Genomic DNA, 24,867 nt, shown 5'->3' with positions numbered 1-24,867 from the left:
GCATAATCGATTGCCAAGTCAAGCATTGCCGCAACGCTTGAAATAACGCCCGCTTCAGGCGGCTTCCGGCGCGATCCTCACGATAGCCGTCGGGCTTGGCTGCACCGAACGAAGCGGACAAACTACCCCTGCAAACTACTGCGCGGTCCCCGCAGGCCGGCCTGCCAAGGCATGGTCATCGGTCCCGCCATCGCATCATGGCCAAGACGCTCTACGACAAACTCTGGGATGACCACACCGTCCACGTCGAGGAAGACGGCACCACGCTGCTCTATATCGACCGCCACCTGCTGCATGAAGTGACCAGCCCGCAGGCGTTCGAGGGGCTGAAGCTGGCGGAGCGTCCGGTATGGCGCATCAGCGCCAACCTGGCCGTGTCGGACCACAACGTGCCGACCACCGACCGCAGCCACGGCATTGCAGACCCGGTATCGAAGCTGCAGGTCGATACGCTCGATGCCAACTGCGACAGCTACGGCATTACCCAGTTCAAGATGAACGACCACCGCCAGGGCATCGTGCACGTGATCGGGCCGGAGCAAGGCGCCACGCTGCCGGGCATGACCGTGGTGTGCGGCGACTCGCATACCAGCACGCATGGCGCGTTTGGCGCGCTGGCGCATGGCATCGGCACCTCGGAAGTCGAGCATGTGCTGGCTACCCAGACGCTGCTGGGCAAGAAGGCCAAGAACATGCTGGTCAAGGTGGAAGGCAAGCTGCCGCGCGGCTGCACCGCCAAGGACATCGTGCTGGCCGTGATCGGCAAGATCGGCACCGCCGGCGGCACCGGCTACACCATCGAGTTCGCCGGCTCGGCCATCCGCGACCTGACCATGGAAGGCCGCATGACGGTCTGCAATATGGCGATCGAGGCGGGTGCGCGCGCCGGCCTGGTGGCGGTCGACGATGTCACGCTCGAATACGTCAAGGGCCGCCCGTACGCGCCGCAGGGCGTTGAGTGGGAGCAGGCCGTGGCCTACTGGCGCACGCTGCATTCGGATGCCGGCGCCAAGTTCGACCAGGTGGTCGAACTGCGCGCGGAAGATGTCCGCCCGCAGGTGACCTGGGGCACCTCGCCGGAAATGGTGATCAGCATCGAAGACCGCGTGCCGGATCCGGAGAAGGAAAAGGACCCGAACAAGCGCAACGCGATGGAGCGCGCGCTCGAATACATGGGCCTGCAGCCCAACGTGCCGGTCGAGAGCATCAGCATCGACAAGGTCTTCATCGGTTCCTGCACCAATAGCCGCATCGAAGACATGCGCGCTGCTGCCTGGGTAGTGCAGAAGCTGGGCCGCAAGGTTGCCGCGAACGTGAAGCTCGCGATGGTGGTGCCCGGCTCCGGCCTGGTCAAGGAACAGGCCGAGCGCGAAGGCCTGGACCAGATCTTCAAGGCCGCCGGCTTCGAGTGGCGCGAGCCGGGCTGCTCGATGTGCCTGGCGATGAACGCCGACCGCCTCGATGCCGGCGAGCGCTGCGCCTCGACCTCGAACCGCAACTTCGAAGGCCGCCAGGGCGCGGGCGGGCGCACTCACCTGGTGAGCCCGGCGATGGCCGCCGCGGCCGCCATCGAAGGCCACTTCGTCGATATCCGCAAGCTGGGCTGAACAAGCAAGGACAGAGCACATGGAAAAGTTCACCGTACACAGCGGCCTGGTTGCGCCGCTCGACCGCGAGAACGTCGACACCGACGCCATCATCCCGAAGCAGTTCCTGAAGTCCATCAAGCGCACCGGCTTCGGCCCCAACCTGTTCGACGAGTGGCGCTACAAGGATGTGGGCGAGCCCGGCATGGACAACAGCAAGCGTCCCCTGAACCCGGACTTCGTGCTGAACCAGCCGCGCTACCAGGGCGCATCGATCCTGCTGGCGCGCCGCAATTTCGGCTGCGGCAGCTCGCGCGAGCACGCGCCGTGGGCGCTGACGCAATACGGCTTCCGCGCCGTGATTGCGCCCAGCTTCGCCGATATCTTCTTCAACAACTGCTACAAGAACGGCCTGCTGCCGGTGGTGCTGAGCGAGCAGCAGGTCGACCACCTGTTCAACGAGACCAACGCGTTCAACGGCTACCAGCTCACCATCGATCTCGACAAGCAGGTGGTGCTGACGCCGTCGGGGCAGAGCTACGAGTTCGACATCGCGCCGTTCCGCAAGTACTGCATGCTGAACGGCTTCGACGATATCGGCCTGACCCTGCGCCATGCCGACAAGATCAAGGCCTTCGAGGCCGAGCGCGTGGCGAAGATGCCGTGGCTGAACAACCGCCTGGTCGGATAAGGCTCTACGAGGAAAGACAACAATGAAGATCGCAGTCCTGCCGGGTGACGGCATCGGTCCCGAAATCGTTGCAGAGGCCGTCAAGGTCCTGAACGCGCTCGACGAGAAGTTCGAACTGGAAACCGCGCCGGTGGGCGGCGCCGGCTACGAGGCCGAAGGCCATCCGCTGCCGGAGAACACGCTCAAGCTGGCCAGGGAGGCCGACGCCATCCTGTTCGGCGCCGTCGGCGACTGGAAGTACGACAGCCTCGAGCGCGCGCTGCGCCCCGAGCAGGCCATCCTGGGCCTGCGCAAGCACCTGCAGCTGTTCGCCAACTTCCGTCCGGCGATCTGCTATCCGGAACTGACCGGCGCCTCGAGCCTGAAGCCCGAGCTGGTGGCCGGCCTCGACATCCTGATCGTGCGCGAGCTGAATGGCGACATCTACTTCGGCCAGCCGCGCGGCCTGCGCGAAGCGCCGGACGGCCTGTTCCAGGGCGCGCGCGAAGCCTTCGACACCATGCGCTACAGCGAGCCGGAAATCCGCCGCATCGCCCACGTGGCATTCCAGGCCGCGGCCAAGCGCGGCAAGAAGCTGTGCAGCGTCGACAAGGCCAACGTGCTCGAGACCTTCCAGTTCTGGAAGGACATCGTGATCGACGTCAGCAAGGAATATCCGGAGGTCGAGCTGTCGCACATGTACGTCGACAACGCCGCGATGCAGCTGGTCAAGGCGCCCAAGAGCTTCGACGTGATCGTCACCGGCAATATGTTCGGCGACATCCTGTCGGACGAAGCGGCGATGCTGACCGGCTCGATCGGCATGCTGCCGTCGGGGTCGCTCGATGCCAACAACAAGGGCCTGTACGAGCCCTCGCATGGCTCGGCGCCGGACATCGCCGGCAAGGGCGTGGCCAATCCGCTGGCCACCATCCTGTCGGCGGCGATGATGCTGCGCTACTCGCTGAACAAGGCCGAGCAGGCCGACCGCATCGAGAACGCCGTCAAGAAGGTGCTGGCCCAGGGCTACCGCACCGGCGACATCCTGACGCCGGGCTGCAAGCAGGTCGGCACCCGCGAGATGGGCGAGGCCGTGCTGGCGGCACTGTAAGTCACACGCCAGTCACACGCCAAAGGGGCACCGCAATCGCGGTGCCCCGTGTTTTATTTGTCCCCAATTTGCACGCTGCGGCAGCGCCGCAAAATCGTGTAGACTCTGCCGATGGCCCGATTTTCCCAGTCCACCCTGACTGCTGTTGTCGCCCTGACCGCTACCCGCGGCCCGGTTGGCACGATTTCGCTCGGCCAGACCGCAACGACGATTAAAACCACTATTAAAACCGCGATCGCCTAGATCCGTTCGTCGTGCCTGCCCGTCTTCCCCGCGCAGCCACGCCGGGCGAGGAAAATGGCGGGGAAGTAAAAATCACATCCGAGGTAAATCATGATTGTAGGTCTCGTCGGTTGGCGGGGAATGGTCGGCAGCGTCCTGATGCAGCGCATGCAGGAAGAGCGTGATTTCGACCATATCGAGCCCGTCTTCTTCAGCACGTCCAACGCCGGCGGCAAGGCGCCCGCCATGGCCAAGAACGAAACCACGCTCAAGGATGCCAACGACATCGAGGCACTGAAGAAGTGCGACGTGGTGCTGACCGCCCAGGGCGGCGACTACACCAACGAGGTCTTCCCCCAGCTGCGCGCGGCGGGCTGGAAGGGGTACTGGATCGACGCGGCGTCGTCGCTGCGGATGAAGGACGATGCCATCATCGTGCTCGATCCGGTCAACCAGGGTGTGATCAAGGACGCGCTGTCCAAGGGCGTCAAGAATTTCATCGGCGGCAACTGCACGGTCAGCTGCATGCTGATCGGCCTCGGCGGCCTGTTCCAGGCCGACATGGTCGAATGGATGACCTCGATGACGTACCAGGCGGCCTCGGGCGGCGGTGCGCAGCACATGCGCGAACTGCTGACCCAGTTCGGCACGCTCAACGCGTCGGTCAAGCCGCTGCTGGATAACCCGGCGTCGGCCATCCTGGAAATCGACCGCCAGATCCTGGCGACCCAGCACGGCCTGTCGGCGGAAGAAACCAGGCAGTTCGGCGTGCCGCTGGCCGGCAACCTGATCCCCTGGATCGACAAGGACCTCGGCAACGGCCAATCGAAGGAAGAGTGGAAGGGCGGCGCCGAGACCAACAAGATCCTGGGCCGCGGCGAGGGCTTCCTGGGCGCGACCGGCGCCAAGCCGATCGCCGTCGACGGCCTGTGCGTGCGCATCGGCGCGATGCGCTGCCACTCGCAGGCGCTGACCATCAAGCTGCGCAAGGATGTGCCGCTCGATGAAATCGAAGGCATGCTGGCCGCCCACAACCCGTGGGCGAAGGTGGTGCCGAATACGCGCGAAGCCAGCATGACCGGCCTGACCCCCGCGGCCGTGACCGGCACGCTGACCATCCCGGTCGGCCGCCTGCGCAAGATGCAGATGGGCGGCGAGTACCTGTCGGCCTTCACGGTCGGCGACCAGCTGCTGTGGGGCGCGGCCGAGCCGCTGCGCCGCATGCTGCGTATCCTGATCGAGTCCTGATCGCAGGCCGCCGCCTGTGGCCTGGTTGCGCCCGTTGCAGCCAGGCAACAGATTGCAGCGCTTTGCTTACGACGCCGCGCCCATGCGCGGCGTTGTTGTATCCGGGCGCCTATTTTGCCGGGCGATGCGTCACAATACGCCGGCATGCGACCCCGTCCGCAGGGATGGGCGCCTGCGCGCAGGCTGGCAAAAGGGGCCGTTCAGAATGCCCCGCCTGCCGGGCGGATCTGGTTTATGGGATGGGTTTGTCGGGGTCGGTTTGTCGATTCATATCGCTACTAAAACATAACGGAGCACAAGGTGAGTGTGAGCCAACATCGCCGGAAAGATGCGCCTACTGCCCGTCAGCGCTGGTCAACGCTGGCCGTCACGGCACTGGGCCTGCTGCTTGCGCAGCCGGCCGCGTATGCCGCGGGGTTCGGGCAATTGCGGGTTCAGTCGAATCTGGGGCAGCCGCTGCAGGCTGAGATCGACATCAGCGGGGTCACCGCCGAGGAGGCCGCCGGGCTCAGCGTCAGGCTGGCGCCGCCGGGCGCCTATGCCGCGGCCGGGCTGACCTATCTGCCAAGCGTCGGCAACCTGCGCCTGGAACTGGAGCGCCGCGCCAACGGCAGCTACGTGGCACGGGTCCGTTCCAGCCAGCCGATCAGCGAGCCCTTCGTCGATATCCTGGTCGACATGAGCTGGGCCAGCGGCAAGGTCTCGCGCGCCTACACCTTCCTGCTCGACCCCGCCGGGGCCAGGGCTTCCAACCAGACTTTCTCGCCGGCACCGGTGGTGCAGGCCGCCACGCCCGACGCACCGGCCGCGCCGGCACCTGCCGCCGCGCCAGCTGCGCCGGCGCAGCAGGCCGCGCCCGGCGCCGAGGCCGAGCCGGCCCGGCCCGCCGCACCAGCCCGTCCCGCGCGGCAGAGCGCCCGGCGCGCCGCGGCACCGGCCGCCGGCACCGAGATGGCCCCCGGCGGCGGCTACACCGTGCAGCGCGGCGACACGCTTTATGGCATTGCCGGCGAGGCCGTGCAGGGCCAGGAATCGGTCTCGCTCGACCAGATGCTGGTGGCGCTCTACCGCAACAATCCCAACGCCTTTATCGGCGGCAACATGAACCGCCTGCGCAGCGGCGCGGTGCTGCAGGTGCCGACCCAGCAGCAGGCTCAGGCGGTCACGCCGAGGGCGGCGCGCCGCGAAGTGGTGGCGCGCACGCAGGGCTTCGACGCCTACCGCAGCCGGCTGGCCAGCGCCGCGGCGGCCAAATCGGTCGAGCCCGACAGCGGCCGCCAGCAATCCGGCAACGTGACCGCGCGCGTGCAGGAGCAGGCGGCACCGGCCGACGGCCCGCGCGATGAACTGAAGCTGAGCAAGGCCGCGCGTGGCGCGCAGGCCGACGCCGCGGCCAAGGCCGAAGCCGAGGTCGCGCGCGAGCGCCAGCTGAAGGAAGCCGAGGCCCGCCTGGCGCAGCTGCAAAAGAATGTCGGCGATATGCAGAAGCTGCTCGAGCTGAAGAACGCCGAGATCGCCAAGCTCAGCCAGGCCAACCAGGCCGCGCTGGCCGACAAGGAGAAGGCCGACGCCGCCGCCAGGGCGGCAGCCGCCGCGCCTGCCGTGGTGCCGGCCGAGCCGCCCAAGGCCGACGCCGTGGCCGCTACCGCTGCTGCGGCAGCAACCGCGGTCGCCGCGGCGAATGCGGCGAGCGCGCCTGCCGCGCCCGCGGGCAGCGCCAGTGCTGCAGCCGCCGTGGCACCCGCGGCAGCCTCCGCCGTGGCCGCGGCCCCCGCTTCGCAGCCTGCCGCGGACGTGGCAGCCAACGCGGCCCAAGGTGCCGCATCGGCGCCAGCGGCCAAACCTGTGCCGCCGGTGGTCGCGCAGCCCGAGCCGGTGCCCGAACCGTCGTTCCTCGATGGCCTGCTGGCCAACCCCATGCTGCTGCCGGGCGGCGGCCTGGTGGTGGCGCTGCTGGGCGTGTACGCGATCTATCGCCGCCGCCAGAAGCAGAAGGAGGGTGAGGCGACCGGCTTCGGCGACAGCATCCTGTCGCAGGAGAGCACCGTCATGGCCGGCGCCAACTCGCTGTTCGGCACCGCCGGCGGCCAGAGCGTCGACACCTCGCAGCACAGCGTGTTCGGCGCCGACTTCCGCATCGGCAACAACACGCCGGAAGCCAACGAGGTCGACCCGATCGCCGAGGCCGAGGTCTATATCGCCTACGGGCGCGATGTGCAGGCAGAGGAAATCCTGCGCGAAGCCCTGGAGAAACACCCGGAGCAGCAGCCGGTACGGCTCAAGCTCCTGGAGATTTACAGCAACAGACAGGATGTGGAAGGGTTCCGCGTGATTGCAGAGGAAATGTTCGCCCAGACCGGCGGACACGGAGCGGAATGGCTGAAGGCCGCGGAAATGGGACGCGCGCTGGAGCCGGGCAACGCGCTGTTCATGGTGGTGACGCCGGAGGCTGCGGGCCCCGATACGGCATCGCCGGCGACCGACCAGTGGCGCACGCAGGACCCGTCGCAGAATCCTGCCTCGATCGCGCGGCTGGAGCCGTCGCTGGGCGACCTGTCGCTGCCGCTGGATGCCTTCCCGGCGCCGGCCGCCGGCGACCCGATCGTCGCGCCGGCCTCGGCGACGATGGCGTTCGGCGTCGAGGCGCCGCAGCCTGGCGAGCCGGTGCGTCTCGACATGGGCCTGCCGGGCGCCGATCCGCTCGCCGATGACGACGTGCCCACGCTCGACACGCCGACCCGCGGCCGCCCGCTCGAGTTCGACATGTCCGGGCTGTCGCTGGACCTGGGCAGCGCGCCGCATGCCGCGACCCCGGCCGCGCTCGACGAGGGTTCGGTGCCGCTTCCCGCCACCACCATGCTGCGCGACGGCAAGCTGGCCGAGCCGATCGACCTGTCGCGGGTGGCGCCCGACACCGCCGGCGGGCTGGGCCAGAGCGTGTCGCCGAGCACGCTGTCGACCGACGGCATGGACGGCGGGCGCGACATGCAGATCAAGCTGGACCTGGCGCGCGCCTATATCGAGATCGGCGACAAGGAGGGCGCGCGCGAGCTGCTGCAGGAAGTGGTCGAGCAGTCGCAGGACCCGCTGCAGGCCGAGGCCCGCTCGCTGCTGCTGGAAGTGGCCTGAGCTATCATTGGCGGTCCGGCCGCGGCACACGCTGCCGCGGCCCGAAGCGATGCGCCGGAAGCGTCCCTTCCGGCGCATTTGCTTTTTCGGCGCGCATAGCCGGCGCGCCGCCATGCTTTTTCCCCTGACATGAACCGCATCGCCCTTGGCCTGCACTACGACGGCGCCGCCTTTTCCGGGTGGCAGTCGCAGCCGCACCGCAATACCGTCCAGGACCACCTCGAAGACGCCATCGAGCGCTTTGCCGGCGTGCGCCTGCTGACCACGGTGGCGGGGCGCACCGATACCGGCGTGCATGCGCTCGGCCAGGTGGTCCACCTGGATACCGAACTGGTGCGCGAGCCCTTTTCCTGGGTGCGCGGCGTCAACGCCTTCCTGCCGCCGTCGATCGCGCTGCAGTGGGCGTTGCCGGTCGACGATGGCTTCCATGCCCGCTTCCTGGCGTACGAGCGCATGTATTACTACGCGCTCTACACCGGTCCGCACCGGGTGCCGCTGGTGCATGGCCGCGCCGGCTACCAGATGCTGCCGCCCGGGCAACGGCTCGACGTGGACGCCATGCGAGCCGCCGCCGCGCACCTGATTGGCGAGCACGACTTTTCCGCGTTCCGCGCCGCCGAATGCCAGGCCAAGTCGCCGGTCAAGACCATGTACGACGTCACCATCCGCGACGACGGCAACTGGGTGTTCCTGCGCTTCCGCGCCAGCGCCTTCCTGCACCATATGGTGCGCAACCTGATGGGCTGCCTGGTGGCGGTGGGGCGCGGGCGCTACCCGCCGCAGTGGCTGGCGCAGGTGCTGGCCGGACGCGACCGCAAGCTGGCGGCGCCGACCTTCATGCCGGATGGCCTCTACCTGGTCGGGGTCAAGTATCCTGATGCTTACCCGATCCCCGCGGCCGACCCGTCCGCGAGCCTGTTCCATGGAGTGTTCGATGACGCAGACTGAGGGCAGTGCGGCGCACCTGCCGCAGCGCACCCGCATCAAGATCTGCGGCCTGACCCGCGAGGACGACGTGCGCGCCGCCGTCGATGCCGGCGCCGACGCGATCGGGCTGGTGTTCTACCCGAAGAGCCCGCGCTACGTCGACGTGGCGCAGGCTGCGGCGCTGGCCGAGGCCGCCGGGCCGTTCGTCACGGTGACCGGCCTGTTCGTCAACGCCGACCTCGAAGACATCGCCCACGTCGCCGAGCGTGTGCCGCTGACGCTGCTGCAGCTGCACGGCGACGAAACTCCGCAGTTCTGCACCCAGGCCGCCCAGCGCTGCGCGTTGCCGTTCCTGCGTGCCGCCCGTGTCCGTGCGGGGCTCGATTTGGTAGAATTCGCCGATCAATACCGTGATGCCGCTGCCTTGCTGCTCGATGCCTTCGTCGAAGGCTATGGCGGTGGCGGCCACGTCTTCGACTGGACCCTGATTCCTCCGGCATGGCTTCCGCCCAATCCCCCGGTTATGGCAACCGGCAACCCGAACGCAAGCGGCGCTCCTCGCATCGTTTTGAGTGGTGGGTTGAACGCGCAAAACGTCGCTGGCGCGATTGAACGCGTGCGCCCCTACGCCGTCGATGTCAGCAGCGGGGTAGAGGCTGCCAAGGGCGTGAAGGACCACGCCCGCATTGCCGAGTTTGTGCGCGCTGTCCGCAGCGCCGAGGCCGGATGAGCCGGAGCGAAGATCGATCCCTTGCCCACCTCCGTGTCCCGCCGCTTCCAGGCGGCCGTCGCGCACCCAGTCAACCACGCGCCCTTGCCGGCTGAGGCAAGGCCGCTGTTCCGAAGAGCCTAGACATGTACGACCTGCCCGATTCCCGCGGCCATTTCGGCCCCTATGGTGGCACCTTCGTGTCCGAAACGCTGGTGCACGCGCTCGATGAGTTGCGCGACGCCTATGCGCACTACCAGAAGGATCCCGAGTTCGACGCCGAATTCCGCCGCGAGCTGAAGCACTTCGTCGGCCGCCCGTCGCCGATCTACCACGCGCAGCGCTGGAGCGAGACGCTTGGCGGCGCGCAGATCTATTTCAAGCGCGAGGACCTGAACCACACCGGCGCGCACAAGATCAACAACGTCATCGGCCAGGCGCTGCTGGCCAAGCGCATGGGCAAGCCGCGGGTCATTGCCGAAACCGGGGCAGGGCAGCACGGCGTGGCCACCGCCACCATCGCCGCGCGCTTCGGCATGGAGTGCGTGGTCTACATGGGTGCCGAGGACGTCAAGCGCCAGGCCGCCAACGTCTACCGCATGAAGCTGCTGGGCGCGACCGTGGTGCCGGTGGAAAGCGGCTCGCGCACGCTCAAGGACGCGCTCAACGAAGCCATGCGCGACTGGGTCACCAACGTCGAGAACACCTTCTACATCATCGGCACCGTGGCCGGCCCGCACCCGTACCCGATGATGGTGCGCGACTTCCAGTGCGTCATCGGCGAGGAAGCCAAGGTGCAGATGCCCGAAATGACCGGGCGCCAGCCGGATGCGGTGATCGCCTGCGTCGGCGGCGGCTCCAATGCCATGGGCATCTTCTACCCGTACATCGAGCACAAGGATGTGCAGCTGATCGGCGTCGAAGCCGCCGGCGACGGGCTGGACACCGGCCGCCACGCGGCCTCGCTGACCGGCGGCACGCCGGGCGTGCTGCATGGCAATCGCACCTACCTGCTGCAGGACGACAACGGCCAGATCATCGAGACCCATTCGGTGTCGGCGGGCCTGGACTACCCGGGCGTTGGTCCCGAGCATGCCTGGCTCAAGGACAGCGGCCGCGCACAATACGTGCCGGTCACCGACGAGGAAGCGCTCAAGGCCTTCCACGACTGCTGCCGCATCGAGGGCATCATCCCGGCGCTGGAATCCAGTCACGCCATCGCCTATGCCTGCAAGCTGGCGCCGACGCTGCCCAAGGACAAGCTGCTGCTGGTGAACCTGTCCGGCCGCGGCGACAAGGACATGCATACCGTGGCTGAGCGCGCGGGGCTCAAGCTCTGATGCGCGCGCTGCCTCCGACCGGACTTGCCGTGGGCGGCGCGGGCGCGCCAGATGCATCGGGCGCGCCCGATTCCGCCCCGCTGCGCTTGTTCCAGGAAGACATGTTCGCGGGCATTGCCCGCCTGCCGGACGGCTCGGTCGACCTGATCGTCGCCGATCCGCCGTACGGGCTGGGCAAGGACTACGGCAACGATTCCGACCTGCTGTCGGGCCAGGCCTACCTGGACTGGTCCGAGCGCTGGATGGACGCGGTGGTGCCCAAGCTCGCGCCCAGGGGCACGCTCTACCTGTTCTGCACGTGGCAGTACTCGCCGGAGCTGTTCGTGATGCTGAAGCGGCGCCTGACCATGATCAACGAGATCATCTGGGACCGGCGCGTGCCCAGCATGGGCGGCACCACGCGCAAGTTCTCGTCGGTGCACGACAACATCGGCTTCTTCGCCAGGGCGCGCGACTACTACTTCGATCTCGACCCGGTGCGTATCCCATACGACCCCGAGACCAAGAAGGCGCGCAGCCGGCCGCGCTTCGAGGGCAAGAAGTGGCTGGAGGTGGGCTACAACCCGAAGGACCTGTGGAGCGTCTCGCGCATCCACCGCCAGGACCCGGAGCGCGCCAATCACCCGACGCAGAAGCCGCTGGAGATCGTCGAGCGCATGGTGCTGTCGAGCTGCCCGCCGGGCGGCCTGGTGCTGGATCCGTTCGCCGGCAGCGGCACCACCGCGGTGGCGTGCCTGCGCCACGGCAGGCGCTTTGTCGGCTACGAGATCAACCCCGAGTACGTGCAGGTGGCGTGCGGGCGCGTGGCCGCTGCTGCAGAGGCCATGCCCGCGCTCGAGCCCGATGGTGCCGCAAGCCTCGCCACCCCAACCCTGGCCGCCGCCAACGACGATGTCTCGCCGGCGACGCGGCCTCACCTGATTCCCTGAATATGTCCCGTATCCAGAAGACGTTCGCGGCGCTGGCCGCGCAGCAGAAGAAGGGCCTGATTCCGTTCATCACCGCCGGCGATCCCGAGCCCGGCCTGACCGTGGCGCTGATGCACGCGCTGGTGGCGGGCGGCGCCGACGTGATCGAGCTGGGCGTGCCGTTCTCCGACCCGATGGCCGACGGCCCGGTGATCCAGCGCGCCTCCGAGCGCGCGCTGGCGCAGGGTGTGTCGCTCACGCAGGTGCTGCAGTGGGTGCGCGAATTCCGCCAGACCAACTCCGACACGCCGGTGGTGCTGATGGGCTATGCCAACCCGATCGAGCGCATGGGCGAGGCGGCCTTCGCCAGGGCCGCCAGCGACGCCGGCGTCGACGGCGTGCTGGTGGTCGACTATCCGCCCGAGGAGTGCGAGTCGTTCGCCGGGCTGATGCGCGACCACGGCATGGACCCGATCTTCCTGCTGGCGCCTACCTCGACCGATGCGCGCATCGAGGCGGTCGCGCGCGTCGCCAGCGGCTACCTCTACTACGTCTCGCTCAAGGGCGTGACCGGCTCCGCCTCGATCGACCTCGACAGCGTGGCGGCGCGCCTGCCGCTGATCAAGCAGCACGCCAACCTGCCGGTGGGGGTGGGCTTCGGCATCCGCGACGCGCAGACCGCGCGCGCGATCGGCGGCGTGGCCGATGCCGTGGTGATCGGCAGCCGGCTGGTGCAGTTGCTGGAAGACACCCCGCGCGAGCAGGCGGTGGCGGCGCTGCAATCGTTCATCGCCGAAATTCGCCAGGCGCTGGACCACTGAAGTGATTCATTGTCGGCCTGGAGCGATGCAAGAGGTGCATTATCGTGCGCAATTCATGCGTTGCGCTTCGAGCTCCCCGGGCCGGCATGGTAAATTCGCGGGTTGATTCCCTGCCTTCCGCCAACCGGCGCCCCGACCATGGGCCTGCCGGGCGGAGTGCAGTCATCCGAAAGGAGCTTTCATGAGCTGGTTGGATAAACTCCTGCCCCCCAAGATTCAACAGACCGACCCCAGCACCCGCAAGGGCATCCCCGAGGGGTTGTGGGTCAAGTGTCCGTCGTGCGAGTCCACCTTGTACCGGACCGACGTCGAGGCCAACCTGCACGTCTGCCCCAAGTGCGACCACCATATGCGCATCAGCGCGCGCGCGCGTCTGGACGCGCTGCTCGACGCCGAAGGCCGCTATGAGATCGGCCAGGAGATCGTGCCGGTCGACGCGCTCAAGTTCAAGGATTCCAAGAAGTACCCCGACCGCATCAAGGCCGCCATGGACGACACCGGCGAGACCGATGCCATGGTGGTGATGGGCGGTGCCATCCACACCATCCCGGTGGTGGCGAGCTGCTTCGAGTTCGAGTTCATGGGCGGCTCGATGGGCTCGGTGGTGGGCGAGCGCTTCGTGCGCGGCGCGCAGGCCGCGCTCGAGCAGAAGGTGCCGTTCATCTGCTTTACCGCGACCGGCGGCGCGCGCATGCAGGAAAGCCTGCTGTCGCTGCTGCAGATGGCCAAGACCACCGCGATGCTGAACCAGCTGAGCGCGGCCAAACTGCCGTTCATCAGCGTGCTGACCGACCCGACCATGGGCGGCGTGTCGGCATCGTTCGCCTTCCTGGGCGACGTGGTGATCGCCGAGCCCAAGGCGCTGATCGGCTTTGCCGGCCCGCGCGTGATCGAGCAGACCGTGCGCGAGAAGCTGCCGGAAGGCTTCCAGCGCTCGGAATTCCTGCTGACCAAGGGCGCCATCGACATGATCGTCGACCGCCGCAAGATGCGCGCCGAACTGGCGCAACTGCTGGCGCTGCTGCAGAAGCAGCCGGCCGACGCGGTGGCATAACGCCGCCAGTATCGCGGTACCGAAGGCGCGGGTGGTTGACGCGCCTTTCGCCTTTTCTGGACCGGCGCGGCGCGCCGCCCCTTGACTTTGCGCCCGCCTGCCCGAATCTGGTAGCAAACGCTTCGCACGCTTCCCTCGCACACCCGAAATGCCTGTCTTCCACACGCTCCCCGAATGGCTCGCCCATCTCGAAACCGCCCATCCCGTGGGCATCGACATGGGCCTGACGCGCATCACGCGCGTGAAGGAGGCCCTCGGGCTGCGCATCGACGCCGCGGTCTTCACCGTGGGCGGCACCAACGGCAAGGGTTCGACCTGCGCCATGCTCGAGCGCATCCTGCTGGAAGCCGGCTACAAGGTGGGCTGCCATACCTCGCCGCACCTGATCTCGTTCAACGAGCGCGCGCGCCTGAACGGCGAGATCGCCACCGATGCGCAGCTGCTACCGCATTTCGAGGCGGTCGAGCATGCGCGCACCAGCTTTGCCGACCCGGTCAGCCTGACTTACTTCGAGTTCACCACGCTGGCCATCCTCCATTTCTTCGCCGCGGCCGGCCTCGACGCGATCGTGCTGGAAGTGGGGCTGGGCGGCCGACTCGATGCCACCAATGTGATCGATACCGACTGCGCCATCATCACCAGCGTCGACATCGACCATACCCAGTACCTGGGCAACACCCGCGAGGAAATCGGCTTCGAGAAAGCCGGCATCTTCCGCCCGGGCGTGCCGGCGATCTGCGGCGACCCGGTGCCGCCCAAGTCGCTGCTGGCGCACGCCGAAGCGGTCGGTGCCGAGCTGTGGCTGGTGGGGCGCGACTACCACTTCCAGGCCGCCAAGGGCCAGGAGCGCCAGCAATGGGACTGGAGCGGCGGCGGGCGCAAGCTCAACGGCCTGGGCTATCCGGCGCTGCGCGGCGCCAACCAGCTGCTGAACGCATCGGCCGCGCTGGCGGCGCTGCAGGCGCTGCGCGAGCGCCTGCCGGTGAGCGCGCAGGAAGTGCGCAACGGCCTGGCCTTTGTCGAGCTGCCGGGCCGGTTCCAGGTGCTGCCGGGCCGCCCGGCCGTGATCCTCGACGTGGCGCACAATCCGCATGCGGCGGCGACGCTGGGGCAGAACCTCGAGAACATGGGCTTCTTCCGCTACACCTACGCGGTCTTCGGCGCGATGCAGGACAAGGACATCGCCGGGGTGCTGCAGCATGTGGCCGACAAGGTCGACCACTGGTGCCTGTGCGACCTGCCGACCGAACGCGCGGCCAGCGCCGCGGACCTGCTCGGCAAGCTGGAAGCAGGGGGCTTCCAGCCCGGCCCGGATGCGACCGCGGCCTGCTTTTCCAGCCCCGAGGCGGCATTCCGCGACGCCATCGAGCGAGCCACCGAGAATGATAGAATTCTGGTCTTCGGATCGTTCTATACCGTCGCCGGCGTGATGGCCTACCGTGCCACGCAGGCTAACTGAAGCGGGCGTCCCGGCGCGCGCTGACCTGGCCACCCCGGCGGCCTTGGCCGATCACTGAGCGGCAAACGCAACGAGCGGCCCACCGGGCCGTATCACCGAACCAATCTATGGGCCTGCTTTCGCTGTTTTCCTCCCGCAAGGGCAACGACCCGGCACCCGAGCGTGCCCGGCGCCAGCGCGCCGATACGGGTGCGGGCATCGCCTCGTCGCGCCGCCTGGCCGACGAGTATGCCGACGACACGCTGGACCCTGAATTCCCGCAGAAGCAGCGCGCGCGCCGCCGGCTGATCGGCGCCGTGGTGCTGATGGTGGCCGCCGTGATCGTGCTGCCGATCGTGTTCGAGACCAAGCCGCGGCCGGTGTCCGATGATGTCTCGGTCAAGGTCGCCAACGGCGTCGGCACGCAGAAGCCGCGCGTCGAGCCGCGCAAGGCCGATCCGCTGCCGCCCGCGCCGGCCTCGCGCAATGATGCCGCGGCGCTGGATGCCGGCGAGGAAATCGTCAATGCGCCGAAAGCCGCGGCGGTTGCCGCCGACAAGCCGGCGCAGCGTACCGAGGCCAAGGCCGAGCCGAAGCCTGAAACCAAGGCCGAAGCCAAGACCGGCAGCGGCAAGTACCTGATCCTGATCGGCGCGTTTTCTTCCGAAGAGCGCGCCAGGGGCTGGCTGGCCAAGCTCAAGGCGAGCAAGGTGCCGGCCTATGTCGAAAGGAAAGTGCTGGCCGATGGCGAGCGCATCCTGCTGCGTGCCGGTCCCTTCAACGACCGCGACGCCGCCGATGCCGCCGACAAGCGCGTGCGCGCCGTGGGGCTGACCTCGAAGGTCGTGGAACAGTAAGGGCGCCGCGGCCGGCGCGTGTGCGCGGCCGCCAGCAACGATGCAGCCGACTTTCTTCGACTATGCCGTGGTCTTCATCCTGCTGGCCTCGGGCCTGCTGGGCGTGCTGCGCGGGCTGGTGCGCGAGGTGCTGTCGCTGATCGGATGGGTGGTGGCGTTCTGGGTGGCGTTCCGCTACGGCGCGGTGGCCGCGGGCTGGATGCCCGAGTCCCTGCCGGGCGGCGAGCTGGCCCGCCATGCGCTGGGCTTCGTGGTGCTGCTGATCGGCACCGTGCTGGGGGCTTCGCTGGCCGGCATGGTGGTCGGGCAATTGCTGGAAAGCACCGGGCTCAAGCCCGCCGACCGCGGCCTGGGCCTGGTGTTCGGGCTGTTGCGCGGCGTGCTGCTGGTGATGGTGATGGTGACGCTGGCCAGCCTGACGAAATTGCCGGAAGAACCGTTCTGGCGCGATGCGGTGAGCCGCCCGTATGTGATGCAGGCCATGGAATCGATCAAGCCGTGGCTGCCGCCGGAGCTGGCGAAGTACGTGAAGACATAAGGCCGGGCACGTTGCGCGGCTGGTAGTAACGCAGGCCTTCGGGCCCGGAGGATCCCGGGCCGGGCTGCGCCCCCTGAATCAAAGCCTTTCCTGGGAGCTTGGCATGTGCGGTATCGTCGGTGTGGTGTCATCCACGCCTGTCAACCAATTGATTTACGACAGCCTGCTGTTGTTGCAACACCGCGGACAGGATGCTGCCGGCATCGCCACCGCCAACGGCAGTACTTTCCACATGCACAAGGCCAACGGCCTGGTGCGCGATGTCTTCCGCACCCGCAACATGCGCAGCCTGCCGGGCGCCGCCGGCATCGGCCAGGTGCGGTATCCGACCGCGGGCTCCGCTTCCAGCGAGGAAGAGGCGCAGCCGTTCTACGTGAACGCCCCTTACGGCGTGATCCTGGCGCATAACGGCAACCTGACCAACTGGGAACAACTGCGCGAGGAGATGTTCCGCCGCGACCGCCGCCACATCAACACGCACTCGGACACCGAAGTGCTGCTGAACGTGCTGGCCGACGAGCTGCAGCGCGCCAGCAATGGCATGGCGCTGGACCCGGACACCATCTTCAAGGCGGTCGGCGGCCTGCACCGCCGGGTGCGCGGCTCGTACGCCATTGCCGCGCAGATCGCCGGCTACGGCATGCTGGCGGTGCGCGATCCGTTCGGCATCCGCCCGCTGTGCCTGGGCAGTGTCGAAACCCCGACCGGCAAGGAATGGATGGTGGCGTCGGAGTCGGTGGCGCTGGAAGGTATCGGCTACAAGCTCGAGCGCGACGTGGCGCCGGGCGAGGCCATCTTCATCGACCTCGACGGCAAGCTCTACAGCAAGCAATGCGCCGACAACGCGGTGCTGACGCCGTGCATCTTCGAATACGTCTACCTGGCCCGCCCGGATTCGTGCATCGACGGCGTGCCGGTCTACGACGCGCGCCTGCGCATGGGCGACTACCTGGCCGAGAAGATCCGCCAGGAAGTGTCTGCCGGCGATATCGACGTGGTCATGCCGATCCCGGATTCCAGCCGCCCGGCCGCGATGCAGGTGGCCAACCGCCTGGGCGTCAATTACCGCGAAGGCTTCTTCAAGAACCGCTACGTCGGCCGCACCTTCATCATGCCGGGCCAGGCGGTGCGCAAGAAATCGGTGCGCCAGAAGCTCAACGCCATGGGCGTGGAGTTCAAGGGCAAGAACGTGCTGATCGTCGACGACTCGATCGTGCGCGGCACCACCTCGTTCGAGATCGTGCAGATGGCGCGCGACGCCGGCGCCAACAAGGTGATCTTCGCCTCGGCCGCGCCGCCGGTGAAGTTCCCCAACGTGTACGGCATCGACATGCCGACCCGCAGCGAACTGGTGGCGCATGGCCGTACCCACGAAGAGATCGCGAAGATCATCGGCGCGGACAAGCTGGTGTACCAGGACGTGGAAGCGATGAAGCAGGCGGTGCGCGACATCAACCCCGCGCTGAAGGACTTCGACGCGTCGTGCTTCGACGGCCGCTACATCACCGGCGATATCGACGAGGCCTACCTGGACCGCCTGGAAACCGCGCGCAGCCAGGCCGACCGCGACGGCACCGGTGGCGACACCGAGCGCTCGCAACTGCACCTGCAGCGCTCCGGCGGCAACGAGTAAGCCCCGCCACCGCGTTGGCGCGCGTTGACGAATGCGATGTCCGGCCGTAACATGGCCGGGCGTCGATTTGACAGTCAGCTTGCGGACGCGGGTACAGCCCGAAACAGCTAAAGAGATGGTGGCCAGCAACGATTCCCGCTGCGCAGCGCCTTGCCGGCGCCGCGAGGTCCGGAAGCCGGCCGCCACAGCCTGAAGCCCAAGGCTATACGCATACGCACACGCAGAACAGCAAGCCCGTCGATCCGACCATCCGATCGCACGGGCTTTTTTCATGGCCGCGCGCCGTCCACCGGGGCGGTGCGCAGCTTGTCGAAACCATCGCATTCGCGCGGGTACGACCGCGCCACCAGCATGAACCAACCGCTCAATCCCGAATCGCTTGGCATCGATACCCTCGGCGTGCGCGCCGGCACGCTGCGCAGCGACTTCATGGAGCACTCCGAGGCCATGTACCTGACCTCGAGCTTCTGCTTCAACAGCGCCGCCGAGGCCGCCGAGCGCTTTGCCAACTCGGAAGAGGGCTACACCTATTCGCGCTTCACCAACCCGACCGTGTCGATGTTCCAGTCGCGGCTGGCCGCGCTGGAAGGCGCGCAGGCCTGCATGGCGACCGCGTCGGGCATGAGCGCGATCCTGTCGGTGGTGCTGTCGTCGATGCAGGCCGGCGACCACCTGGTCAGCTCGCGCGCGATCTTCGGCTCGACCATGACGCTGTTCAACAATATCTTCGGCAAGTTCGGCGTCGAGACCACCTTCGTCGATCCCACCGACCTGGGAGCATGGCGCGCCGCTGTGCGTCCGAACACGAAGCTGTTCTTCCTGGAAACGCCGTCGAACCCCCTGACCGAAGTGGCCGACATCGCGGCCGTGGCCGACATCGCCCACGACGCCAAGGCGCTGCTGGTGGTCGACAACTGCTTCTGTTCGCCCGCGCTGCAGCAGCCGATGAAGTTCGGCGCCGACATCGTGGTGCACTCCGCCACCAAGCATATCGACGGCCAGGGCCGCGTGCTGGGCGGCGCGGTGCTGGGCTCGCACGACTTCATCATGGGCAAGGTGTTCCCGTTCGTGCGCACCGCCGGGCCGACGCTGTCGGCATTCAATGCGTGGGTGCTGCTCAAGGGCATGGAGACGCTGGCGATCCGCATGGAGCGCCACTCGGCCAGCGCGCTGGCGCTGGCGCAGTTCCTGGAGTCGCACCCGGCGGTGGCGCGCGTGTTCCACCCGGCGCTGGCGTCGCACCCGCAGCACCAGATCGCGATGCGCCAGCAAAGTGGCGGCGGCGCGATCGTGTCGTTCGTGCTCAAGGGCGCGACGCCCGAGCAGCAGCGCGCCAATGCCTGGCGCGTGATCGACAGCACCCGGCTGTGCTCGATCACCGGCAACCTGGGCGACACCCGCACCACCATCACGCACCCGTACACCACCACGCATGCGCGCGTGAGCCCCGAGGCCAAGGCGGCCGCGGGCGTCGGCGAAGGGCTGATCCGCCTGGCGGTGGGGCTGGAGTCGGTCGAAGACCTGAAGGCAGACCTGCTGCGCGGCCTGGGCGACTGAGGCGCTACTCTGTCGCCGCGACCACCGGGGCAGGTTCTTGCGGAGCCGGCCCTTGCGGTGCCGGCGCTTGCAGTGGCTGCGCTTGCGGCGCGGGCTCATCGTTGCCGGCCATCGCCTTCACGCCGGCGGCGGTGACGTCGTAGGTCGCGCCGACCGCGGTCGAGGCCACGCTGACCGCGGCCGAGCCCACCGTCGCCACCGTCGACACCGCGGCGCTGCCGACGGCCACGGTGGCGCCGACCACCATGCAGCCGGACAGCGACGCGGTGGCGCAGGCGGCTGCCAGCATCAGGACGATGCGCGGCAGGGTGGCGCAGGTTTCGCTGTCGTTGCGCAGGTTGCGACGCAAGCGGGGAAATAAAGACGGCATGGAACTCGTAGTAATGGGTGAGCCTGGCATGGGACTGAGTCAGCGCAGCAGCCGGCGGCGCAGCAGCACCAGGCACACCACCAGCGCGGCCACGGCATAGGCGGCCAGCACCGCCAGGTGCAGGCCGGCGCCGTCGACCGGGCGGCCCAGCATCAGCGGCCGGATCAGCGCCACCGCGTGCGACAGCGGCAACAGCTTGGTGGCCGTCTGCACGCCTTCGGGCAACTGCTCCAGCGGGAAGAACACCCCGGACAGCAGCAGCATCGGCGTCATCACCAGGGTCTGGTAGAACATGAAGAAATCGTAGCTGGGCGCCAGCGCGGTGACGATCATCGCCAGCGCGGCGAAGGCAATCCCGGCCAGCACGATCACCGGCAACGCCAGCAGCGCCCCGGGCATCTGCGCATAGCCGAGCGCGCCCGCCACCAGCATGATCGCGAGCCCCGACAGCACCGCCTTGCTCGCGGCCCAGGCGATTTCGCCCAGCACCACGTCGCCCAGCGTCAGCGGCGCATGCATGATGGCTTCCCAGGTGCGCTGCACATGCATGCGCGAGAACGCCGAATACATCGACTCGAAGCTGGCCGACATCATCACGCTGGACCCAGTGGTGCCGGCCGCGAGGAAGGCGATATAAGACACGCCGTCGACCTGGCCCACCATCAGCCCGAGCCCGAGGCCGAGGCCGAACAGGTAGATCATCGGGTCGGCCAGGTTGCCGATCATCGACGGAATCGCCAGCTTCTTCCACACCATGTAGTTCCGGTACCAGACCATCATCCAGTTGCGCAGGTTGCGCGGCAGCAGCGGCTGCGGATAGGTCTGCCGCGCCGCCATGGCGGCGGCGGGGGAGGCATCGGTGGCGTCCGCGCGGGGGTCCTGTTCGCTCATGTCGTCCCCTGGTTCAGTCCCGCATCTCGCGGCCGGTCAGCTTGAGGAACACGTCCTCGAGGTTGGCCGGGCGGTGCAGGTAGCGCACGCCGCTCCTGCCGTGCAGCGCCGCCAGCAGCGGGGCCGGCTCGCGCACGTAGCAGAACAGCGTCTCGCCGCTCATTTCGGTGCGCTGCGCCAGCGGCGTCAGCGTGCCGCGCAGCGTCTCCAGTTCATCGCCATAGACCTCGACCACGTCGCAGCCGATCTGGCTGTCGATCAGCTCGTGCGGCTTGCCTTCGGCGATCTTGCGGCCGCCGTCGATCACGCACAGGTAGTTGCACAGCCGCTCGGCTTCTTCCATGAAATGCGTGGTCAGCAGGATGGTCTTGCCGCTGGCCATCAGCGACTTCAGCCGCTCCCAGATCAGGTGGCGCGCCTGCGGGTCGAGGCCGGTGGTGGGCTCGTCCATCACCAGCAGGTCCGGGTCGTTGATCAGCGCGCGCGCCACCGTCAGGCGCCGGCGCATGCCGCCGGAGAGGTCGCGCACCTGCGCATCGGCTCGGTTTTCCAGCCGCGCGAATTCCAGCAGCTTCGGCACGCGCCGCTCGATCTCGGCCGACGACAGCCCGAAGTAGCGCCCAAAGATGCGCAGGTTCTCGATCACCGAGAAGTCGGGGTCGAGATTGTCGAACTGCGGCACCACGCCCACGCGCATGCGCGCCTGCGGCGCACGCTCGGGGATGGGCTCGCCGCACAGCGTCAGCGTGCCCGCCAGCGGCGTGGTCAGGCCCAGCAACAGCCGCAGCGTGGTGGTCTTGCCGGCGCCGTTGGGGCCCAACAGGCCGAAGCACTGGCCGCGGAAAACCTGGAGGTCGAGGTCGTCGACCACGACCGTGTCGCCGTATTGCTTGCGCACCTTGCGCAACTCGAGGATGGCAGTCAAGGCAGGGTCCGGTGTGGCGCCGCAACGGCGCAATATCCGCCATTATGCCGGTCATCCGCGCCGGCCTCGGTTGGCGCGGTGCAGCAGGCGCGGCGGCCCCGGCGCACAGGCATAAAAAAAACCGCCAGCGGACTGGCGGTTTTTCTTGCCTGGCGAGGCCAGGCAGCGAAGCGTACCGGAATCAGTACATCTTCTTCGGCAGCATCTGCATGCGCAGGCGCTTGCGCAGGCGTGCTTCGGCGGCCTTCTTCTTGCGCTTGCGCTCGGTCGTCGGCTTCTCGTAAGCGGTACGGCTCTTGAGTTCAACGATCAGGCCAGTCTGCAGAATGGCACGACGGAAACGCCGCATTGCAACTTCAACGGGCTCACCGGGTTTCAAGACGATCTTAGTCAATTCAGTCCTTTAGGGGATTGCCGCCGGGGCGGCTGGTTCACACGGGGGGAAACTGCGGGTCGCCGGAGCGACTGGTATTGCACGCCGGGCCGATGCCCTGGTGCGCCCCCGCGAACCTGAAAGATGTGGACGTTTCAGTCCGTGCAACCAGTGTCAGGGGTGATAGCGCCAGGTCCAAACATAACTGGAGCCTGACAGTACCGGTTTCCATGAATGCTATACGCCCGTAACTATGGCATGTATACGACGGCGCTGTCAAGAATGCAGTGCAATGTACGTGCGGCGGCCGGGCCTCGAACACATTTCCAGACCACTTCCAGCGCCCCGCAGCGTCCCGCCGGGCGGCGAGCCGTCTTTATACCGTTTTTATGGCCGCGGCGGGCCTTTCTACCCCGTTTTTATCCCCGCATCCCTAATCTGGGTGACGTCTGCCACTCACGATTCTGCCTGTCATGGATGCGATGTTCCTGCTCGTTTTGATTGCCTTCGGTGCCGCCAGCGTCGCCATGGTCGCGCTCTGCGCATGGCTGTGCGGCCCGGCGCGGCCGGTATCCGCCGCGGACCGGCCGCAGCCGGACGCCGCCACCGGGGGAGACCGCTGATGGACTGGACCGAACTGCTGGCCGGCGCGCTTGCCGTGGCCATCTTCCTCTACCTGCTGATTGCGCTGTGCCGTCCGGAGAAGTTCTGATGCCGACCGATTTCCCGGGCCTGCTGGCCCTGTACCTGGCCATCCTGCTGGCGCTGGCCCCATTGCTTGGCCGCTACCTGCGCCGCGCGGTCGAAGACGGCAGCTACCGCCTGACCGGCTGGGGCCGGCCGCTCGAGCGCGCGCTGTACCGGCTTGCCGGCGTCCAGCCTGGCGCGCAGATGGGCTGGCGGCGCTACGCGCTGGCCGTGCTCGCCTTCAACCTGCTCGGCGCGGTGGCGGTCTATGCGCTGCAGCGGCTGCAGGGCTGGCTGCCGCTGAACCCGCAGGGCTTCGGCGCGGTGTCGCCGGACTCGGCCTTCAACACCGCCGTCAGCTTCGTCGCCAATACCAACTGGCAGGGCTATGCCGGCGAGTCGACCATGAGCTACCTGACGCAGATGCTGGCGCTGACGGTGCAGAACTTTGTCTCCGCGGCCACCGGCATCGCCGTGGTGTTCGCGCTGATCCGCGGCTTCGCGCGCCAGCGCGCTGGCGGCATCGGCAACTTCTGGGTCGACCTGACCCGCATCACGCTGTACGTGCTGGTGCCGCTGGCATCGGCCATTGCGCTGATGCTGGCGAGCCAGGGTGTGATCCAGAACTTCAGCGGCTATCGCGACGCAGCGTTGCTGCGTCCGGTGGCCTACAGCCAGCCGGTCACGGACGCCGCCGGCAATCCGGTCGCCAATGCGCAAGGCCAGGCGCTGACCCGTGCCGCCACGGCGCACACGCAGACGCTGCCGATGGGGCCGGTGGCCTCGCAGGAAGCGATCAAGATGCTGGGCACCAACGGCGGCGGCTTCTTCAACGCCAACTCCGCGCATCCGTACGAGAACCCGACCGCGCTGTCCAACCTGATCGAGATGCTGGCGATCTTCCTGATCCCCGCCGCGCTGTGCTTCACCTTCGGCGAGATGGTGCAGGACCGCCGGCAAGGCGTGGCGGTGCTGGCGGCGATGACGCTGCTGTTCGTGGCCATGGCGTGCCTGGCCGCGCTCGCCGAGCAGCGTGCCGGGGCGGTGCTGTCCGCGCTGCCGCTGGACCACGTGGGTTCCGCGCTGCAGGCGGGCGGCAATATGGAGGGCAAGGAAACGCGCTTCGGCGTGGCCGCCTCCGCGCTGTTCGCGGCGATCACCACGGCGGCGTCGTGCGGCGCGGTCAATGCCATGCACGATTCCTTCACCGCGCTGGGCGGCATGGTGCCGATGCTGCTGATGCAGCTGGGCGAGGTGGTGTTCGGCGGGGTCGGCTCCGGCCTGTACGGCATGCTGGTCTACGCGGTGCTGGCGGTGTTCATCGCCGGCCTGATGATCGGCCGCACGCCGGAATACCTCGGCAAGAAGATCGAGGCCTTCGAGATGAAGATGACCGTGATCGTGATCCTGGTCACGCCGCTGCTGGTGCTGCTCGGCACGGCAGTGGCGGTGATGGCGGGCGCGGGGCGCGCGGGCGTGCTCAACCCGGGCACGCACGGTTTTTCCGAGATCCTCTATGCGCTGTCATCGGCGGCCAACAACAACGGCAGCGCGTTCGCGGGCCTGTCCGCCAACACCCCGTTCTACAACACGCTGCTGGCCGCGGCGATGTGGTTCGGCCGCTTCTGGGTCGTGATCCCGGTGCTGGCGCTGGCGGGCTCGCTCGCGGCCAAGCCGAAGCTGCCGGCCACCGGCGGCACCATGCCCACGCACGGCGCGCTGTTCGTGGTGCTGCTGGCCGGCGCCGTGCTCATGGTTGGCGCGCTGACCTATGCCCCGGCGCTGGCGCTGGGCCCCGTCGCCGAACACCTGCAAGGCGTGCTGCCCAGCGCCGCGCGCTGATCGCCGGTCCTGCCTATCGCCACTCGCGAAC

General features: G+C 67.9%; 23 protein-coding genes. 19 read left to right on the top strand and 4 right to left on the bottom strand.

Annotated elements, in window-relative coordinates; all coding sequences use genetic code 11:
• The first annotated feature begins 197 nt into the window (after positions 1-197).
• From leuC to ACEI37_RS21825, 16 genes are all read left to right on the top strand, one after another.
• Positions 198-1,607, top strand: a complete 1,410-nt coding sequence (gene leuC / locus ACEI37_RS21900) for a 3-isopropylmalate dehydratase large subunit (protein WP_373378135.1) — start codon at positions 198-200, stop codon at positions 1,605-1,607.
• Between the two features lie 19 nt (positions 1,608-1,626).
• On the top strand, positions 1,627-2,277 hold the full coding sequence (leuD, locus tag ACEI37_RS21895) for a 3-isopropylmalate dehydratase small subunit (protein ID WP_373378134.1): 651 nt from the start codon (positions 1,627-1,629) through the stop codon (positions 2,275-2,277).
• A 22-nt stretch (positions 2,278-2,299) separates the two neighbouring features.
• Positions 2,300-3,367, top strand: coding sequence for a 3-isopropylmalate dehydrogenase (leuB, locus tag ACEI37_RS21890; protein ID WP_373378133.1), 1,068 nt, complete (start codon positions 2,300-2,302; stop codon positions 3,365-3,367).
• A gap of 333 nt (positions 3,368-3,700) precedes the next feature.
• Complete coding sequence (gene asd, locus ACEI37_RS21885; RefSeq protein ID WP_373378132.1) at positions 3,701-4,837, top strand: aspartate-semialdehyde dehydrogenase; 1,137 nt, start codon at positions 3,701-3,703, stop codon at positions 4,835-4,837.
• A 300-nt stretch (positions 4,838-5,137) separates the two neighbouring features.
• A complete protein-coding gene (locus ACEI37_RS21880) occupies positions 5,138-7,966 on the top strand; it encodes a FimV/HubP family polar landmark protein (RefSeq protein WP_373378131.1) in 2,829 nt (942 codons plus the stop codon).
• Positions 7,967-8,095: 129 nt separating this feature from the next.
• A complete protein-coding gene (gene truA, locus ACEI37_RS21875) occupies positions 8,096-8,914 on the top strand; it encodes a tRNA pseudouridine(38-40) synthase TruA (RefSeq protein ID WP_373378130.1) in 819 nt (272 codons plus the stop codon).
• Positions 8,901-9,623, top strand: coding sequence for a phosphoribosylanthranilate isomerase (locus ACEI37_RS21870; RefSeq protein ID WP_373378129.1), 723 nt, complete (start codon positions 8,901-8,903; stop codon positions 9,621-9,623). Before truA ends, ACEI37_RS21870 begins: the two co-directional genes overlap by 14 nt.
• 125 nt (positions 9,624-9,748) lie before the next feature.
• Positions 9,749-10,942: a tryptophan synthase subunit beta gene (trpB, locus tag ACEI37_RS21865; RefSeq protein WP_115680672.1), complete on the top strand. Its 1,194-nt coding sequence runs from the start codon at positions 9,749-9,751 to the stop codon at positions 10,940-10,942.
• Entirely contained in the window at positions 10,942-11,871 is a 930-nt protein-coding gene (locus ACEI37_RS21860) for a site-specific DNA-methyltransferase (RefSeq protein WP_373378128.1), read from the top strand. Before trpB ends, ACEI37_RS21860 begins: the two co-directional genes overlap by 1 nt.
• Positions 11,872-11,873: 2 nt before the next feature.
• Complete coding sequence (trpA, locus tag ACEI37_RS21855; protein ID WP_373378127.1) at positions 11,874-12,671, top strand: tryptophan synthase subunit alpha; 798 nt, start codon at positions 11,874-11,876, stop codon at positions 12,669-12,671.
• Between the two features lie 181 nt (positions 12,672-12,852).
• Positions 12,853-13,725, top strand: a complete 873-nt coding sequence (accD, locus tag ACEI37_RS21850) for an acetyl-CoA carboxylase, carboxyltransferase subunit beta (protein ID WP_373378126.1) — start codon at positions 12,853-12,855, stop codon at positions 13,723-13,725.
• A 148-nt stretch (positions 13,726-13,873) separates the two neighbouring features.
• A complete protein-coding gene (folC, locus tag ACEI37_RS21845) occupies positions 13,874-15,184 on the top strand; it encodes a bifunctional tetrahydrofolate synthase/dihydrofolate synthase (RefSeq protein ID WP_373378125.1) in 1,311 nt (436 codons plus the stop codon).
• Between the two features lie 107 nt (positions 15,185-15,291).
• Positions 15,292-16,020, top strand: coding sequence for an SPOR domain-containing protein (locus tag ACEI37_RS21840; RefSeq protein ID WP_373378124.1), 729 nt, complete (start codon positions 15,292-15,294; stop codon positions 16,018-16,020).
• Positions 16,021-16,060: 40 nt separating this feature from the next.
• Positions 16,061-16,558, top strand: a complete 498-nt coding sequence (locus ACEI37_RS21835) for a CvpA family protein (protein ID WP_025585719.1) — start codon at positions 16,061-16,063, stop codon at positions 16,556-16,558.
• Between the two features lie 103 nt (positions 16,559-16,661).
• A complete protein-coding gene (gene purF / locus ACEI37_RS21830) occupies positions 16,662-18,191 on the top strand; it encodes an amidophosphoribosyltransferase (RefSeq protein WP_373378123.1) in 1,530 nt (509 codons plus the stop codon).
• 351 nt (positions 18,192-18,542) lie between these two features.
• Entirely contained in the window at positions 18,543-19,748 is a 1,206-nt protein-coding gene (locus ACEI37_RS21825) for an O-succinylhomoserine sulfhydrylase (RefSeq protein WP_373378122.1), read from the top strand.
• A 4-nt stretch (positions 19,749-19,752) separates the two neighbouring features.
• On the opposite strand, the gene ACEI37_RS21820 is transcribed toward ACEI37_RS21825, so the two are convergent.
• From ACEI37_RS21820 to rpsU, 4 genes are all read right to left on the bottom strand, one after another.
• Complete coding sequence (locus tag ACEI37_RS21820; RefSeq protein WP_373378121.1) at positions 19,753-20,118, bottom strand: hypothetical protein; 366 nt, start codon at positions 20,116-20,118, stop codon at positions 19,753-19,755.
• Between the two features lie 39 nt (positions 20,119-20,157).
• Complete coding sequence (locus ACEI37_RS21815; protein WP_373378120.1) at positions 20,158-21,009, bottom strand: ABC transporter permease; 852 nt, start codon at positions 21,007-21,009, stop codon at positions 20,158-20,160.
• A gap of 13 nt (positions 21,010-21,022) precedes the next feature.
• The gene (gene nodI, locus ACEI37_RS21810; protein ID WP_115680665.1) at positions 21,023-21,934 is read right to left on the bottom strand and encodes a nodulation factor ABC transporter ATP-binding protein NodI; all 912 of its coding nucleotides are present in this window, start codon (positions 21,932-21,934) and stop codon (positions 21,023-21,025) included.
• A gap of 181 nt (positions 21,935-22,115) precedes the next feature.
• Complete coding sequence (rpsU, locus tag ACEI37_RS21805; protein WP_010814647.1) at positions 22,116-22,328, bottom strand: 30S ribosomal protein S21; 213 nt, start codon at positions 22,326-22,328, stop codon at positions 22,116-22,118.
• 452 nt (positions 22,329-22,780) lie between these two features.
• Between rpsU and ACEI37_RS21800 the strand changes: the two genes are divergently transcribed.
• The 3 genes from ACEI37_RS21800 to kdpA are packed head-to-tail and all read left to right on the top strand — an operon-like array spanning position 22,781 to position 24,836.
• Positions 22,781-22,930, top strand: a complete 150-nt coding sequence (locus ACEI37_RS21800; protein ID WP_373378119.1) for a hypothetical protein — start codon at positions 22,781-22,783, stop codon at positions 22,928-22,930.
• Positions 22,930-23,019 (top strand): potassium-transporting ATPase subunit F, encoded by a 90-nt coding sequence (locus ACEI37_RS21795; RefSeq protein ID WP_062800936.1) that lies wholly within the window; start codon positions 22,930-22,932, stop codon positions 23,017-23,019. Before ACEI37_RS21800 ends, ACEI37_RS21795 begins: the two co-directional genes overlap by 1 nt.
• On the top strand, positions 23,019-24,836 hold the full coding sequence (gene kdpA / locus ACEI37_RS21790; RefSeq protein ID WP_373378118.1) for a potassium-transporting ATPase subunit KdpA: 1,818 nt from the start codon (positions 23,019-23,021) through the stop codon (positions 24,834-24,836). Before ACEI37_RS21795 ends, kdpA begins: the two co-directional genes overlap by 1 nt.
• Positions 24,837-24,867: the final 31 nt, after the last annotated feature.

The sequence above is a fragment of the Cupriavidus nantongensis genome (assembly GCF_041726985.1).
Classification (GTDB): Bacteria; Pseudomonadota; Gammaproteobacteria; order Burkholderiales; family Burkholderiaceae; genus Cupriavidus; species Cupriavidus nantongensis_A.
This window is presented reverse-complemented; position numbering and strand designations above follow the sequence as displayed.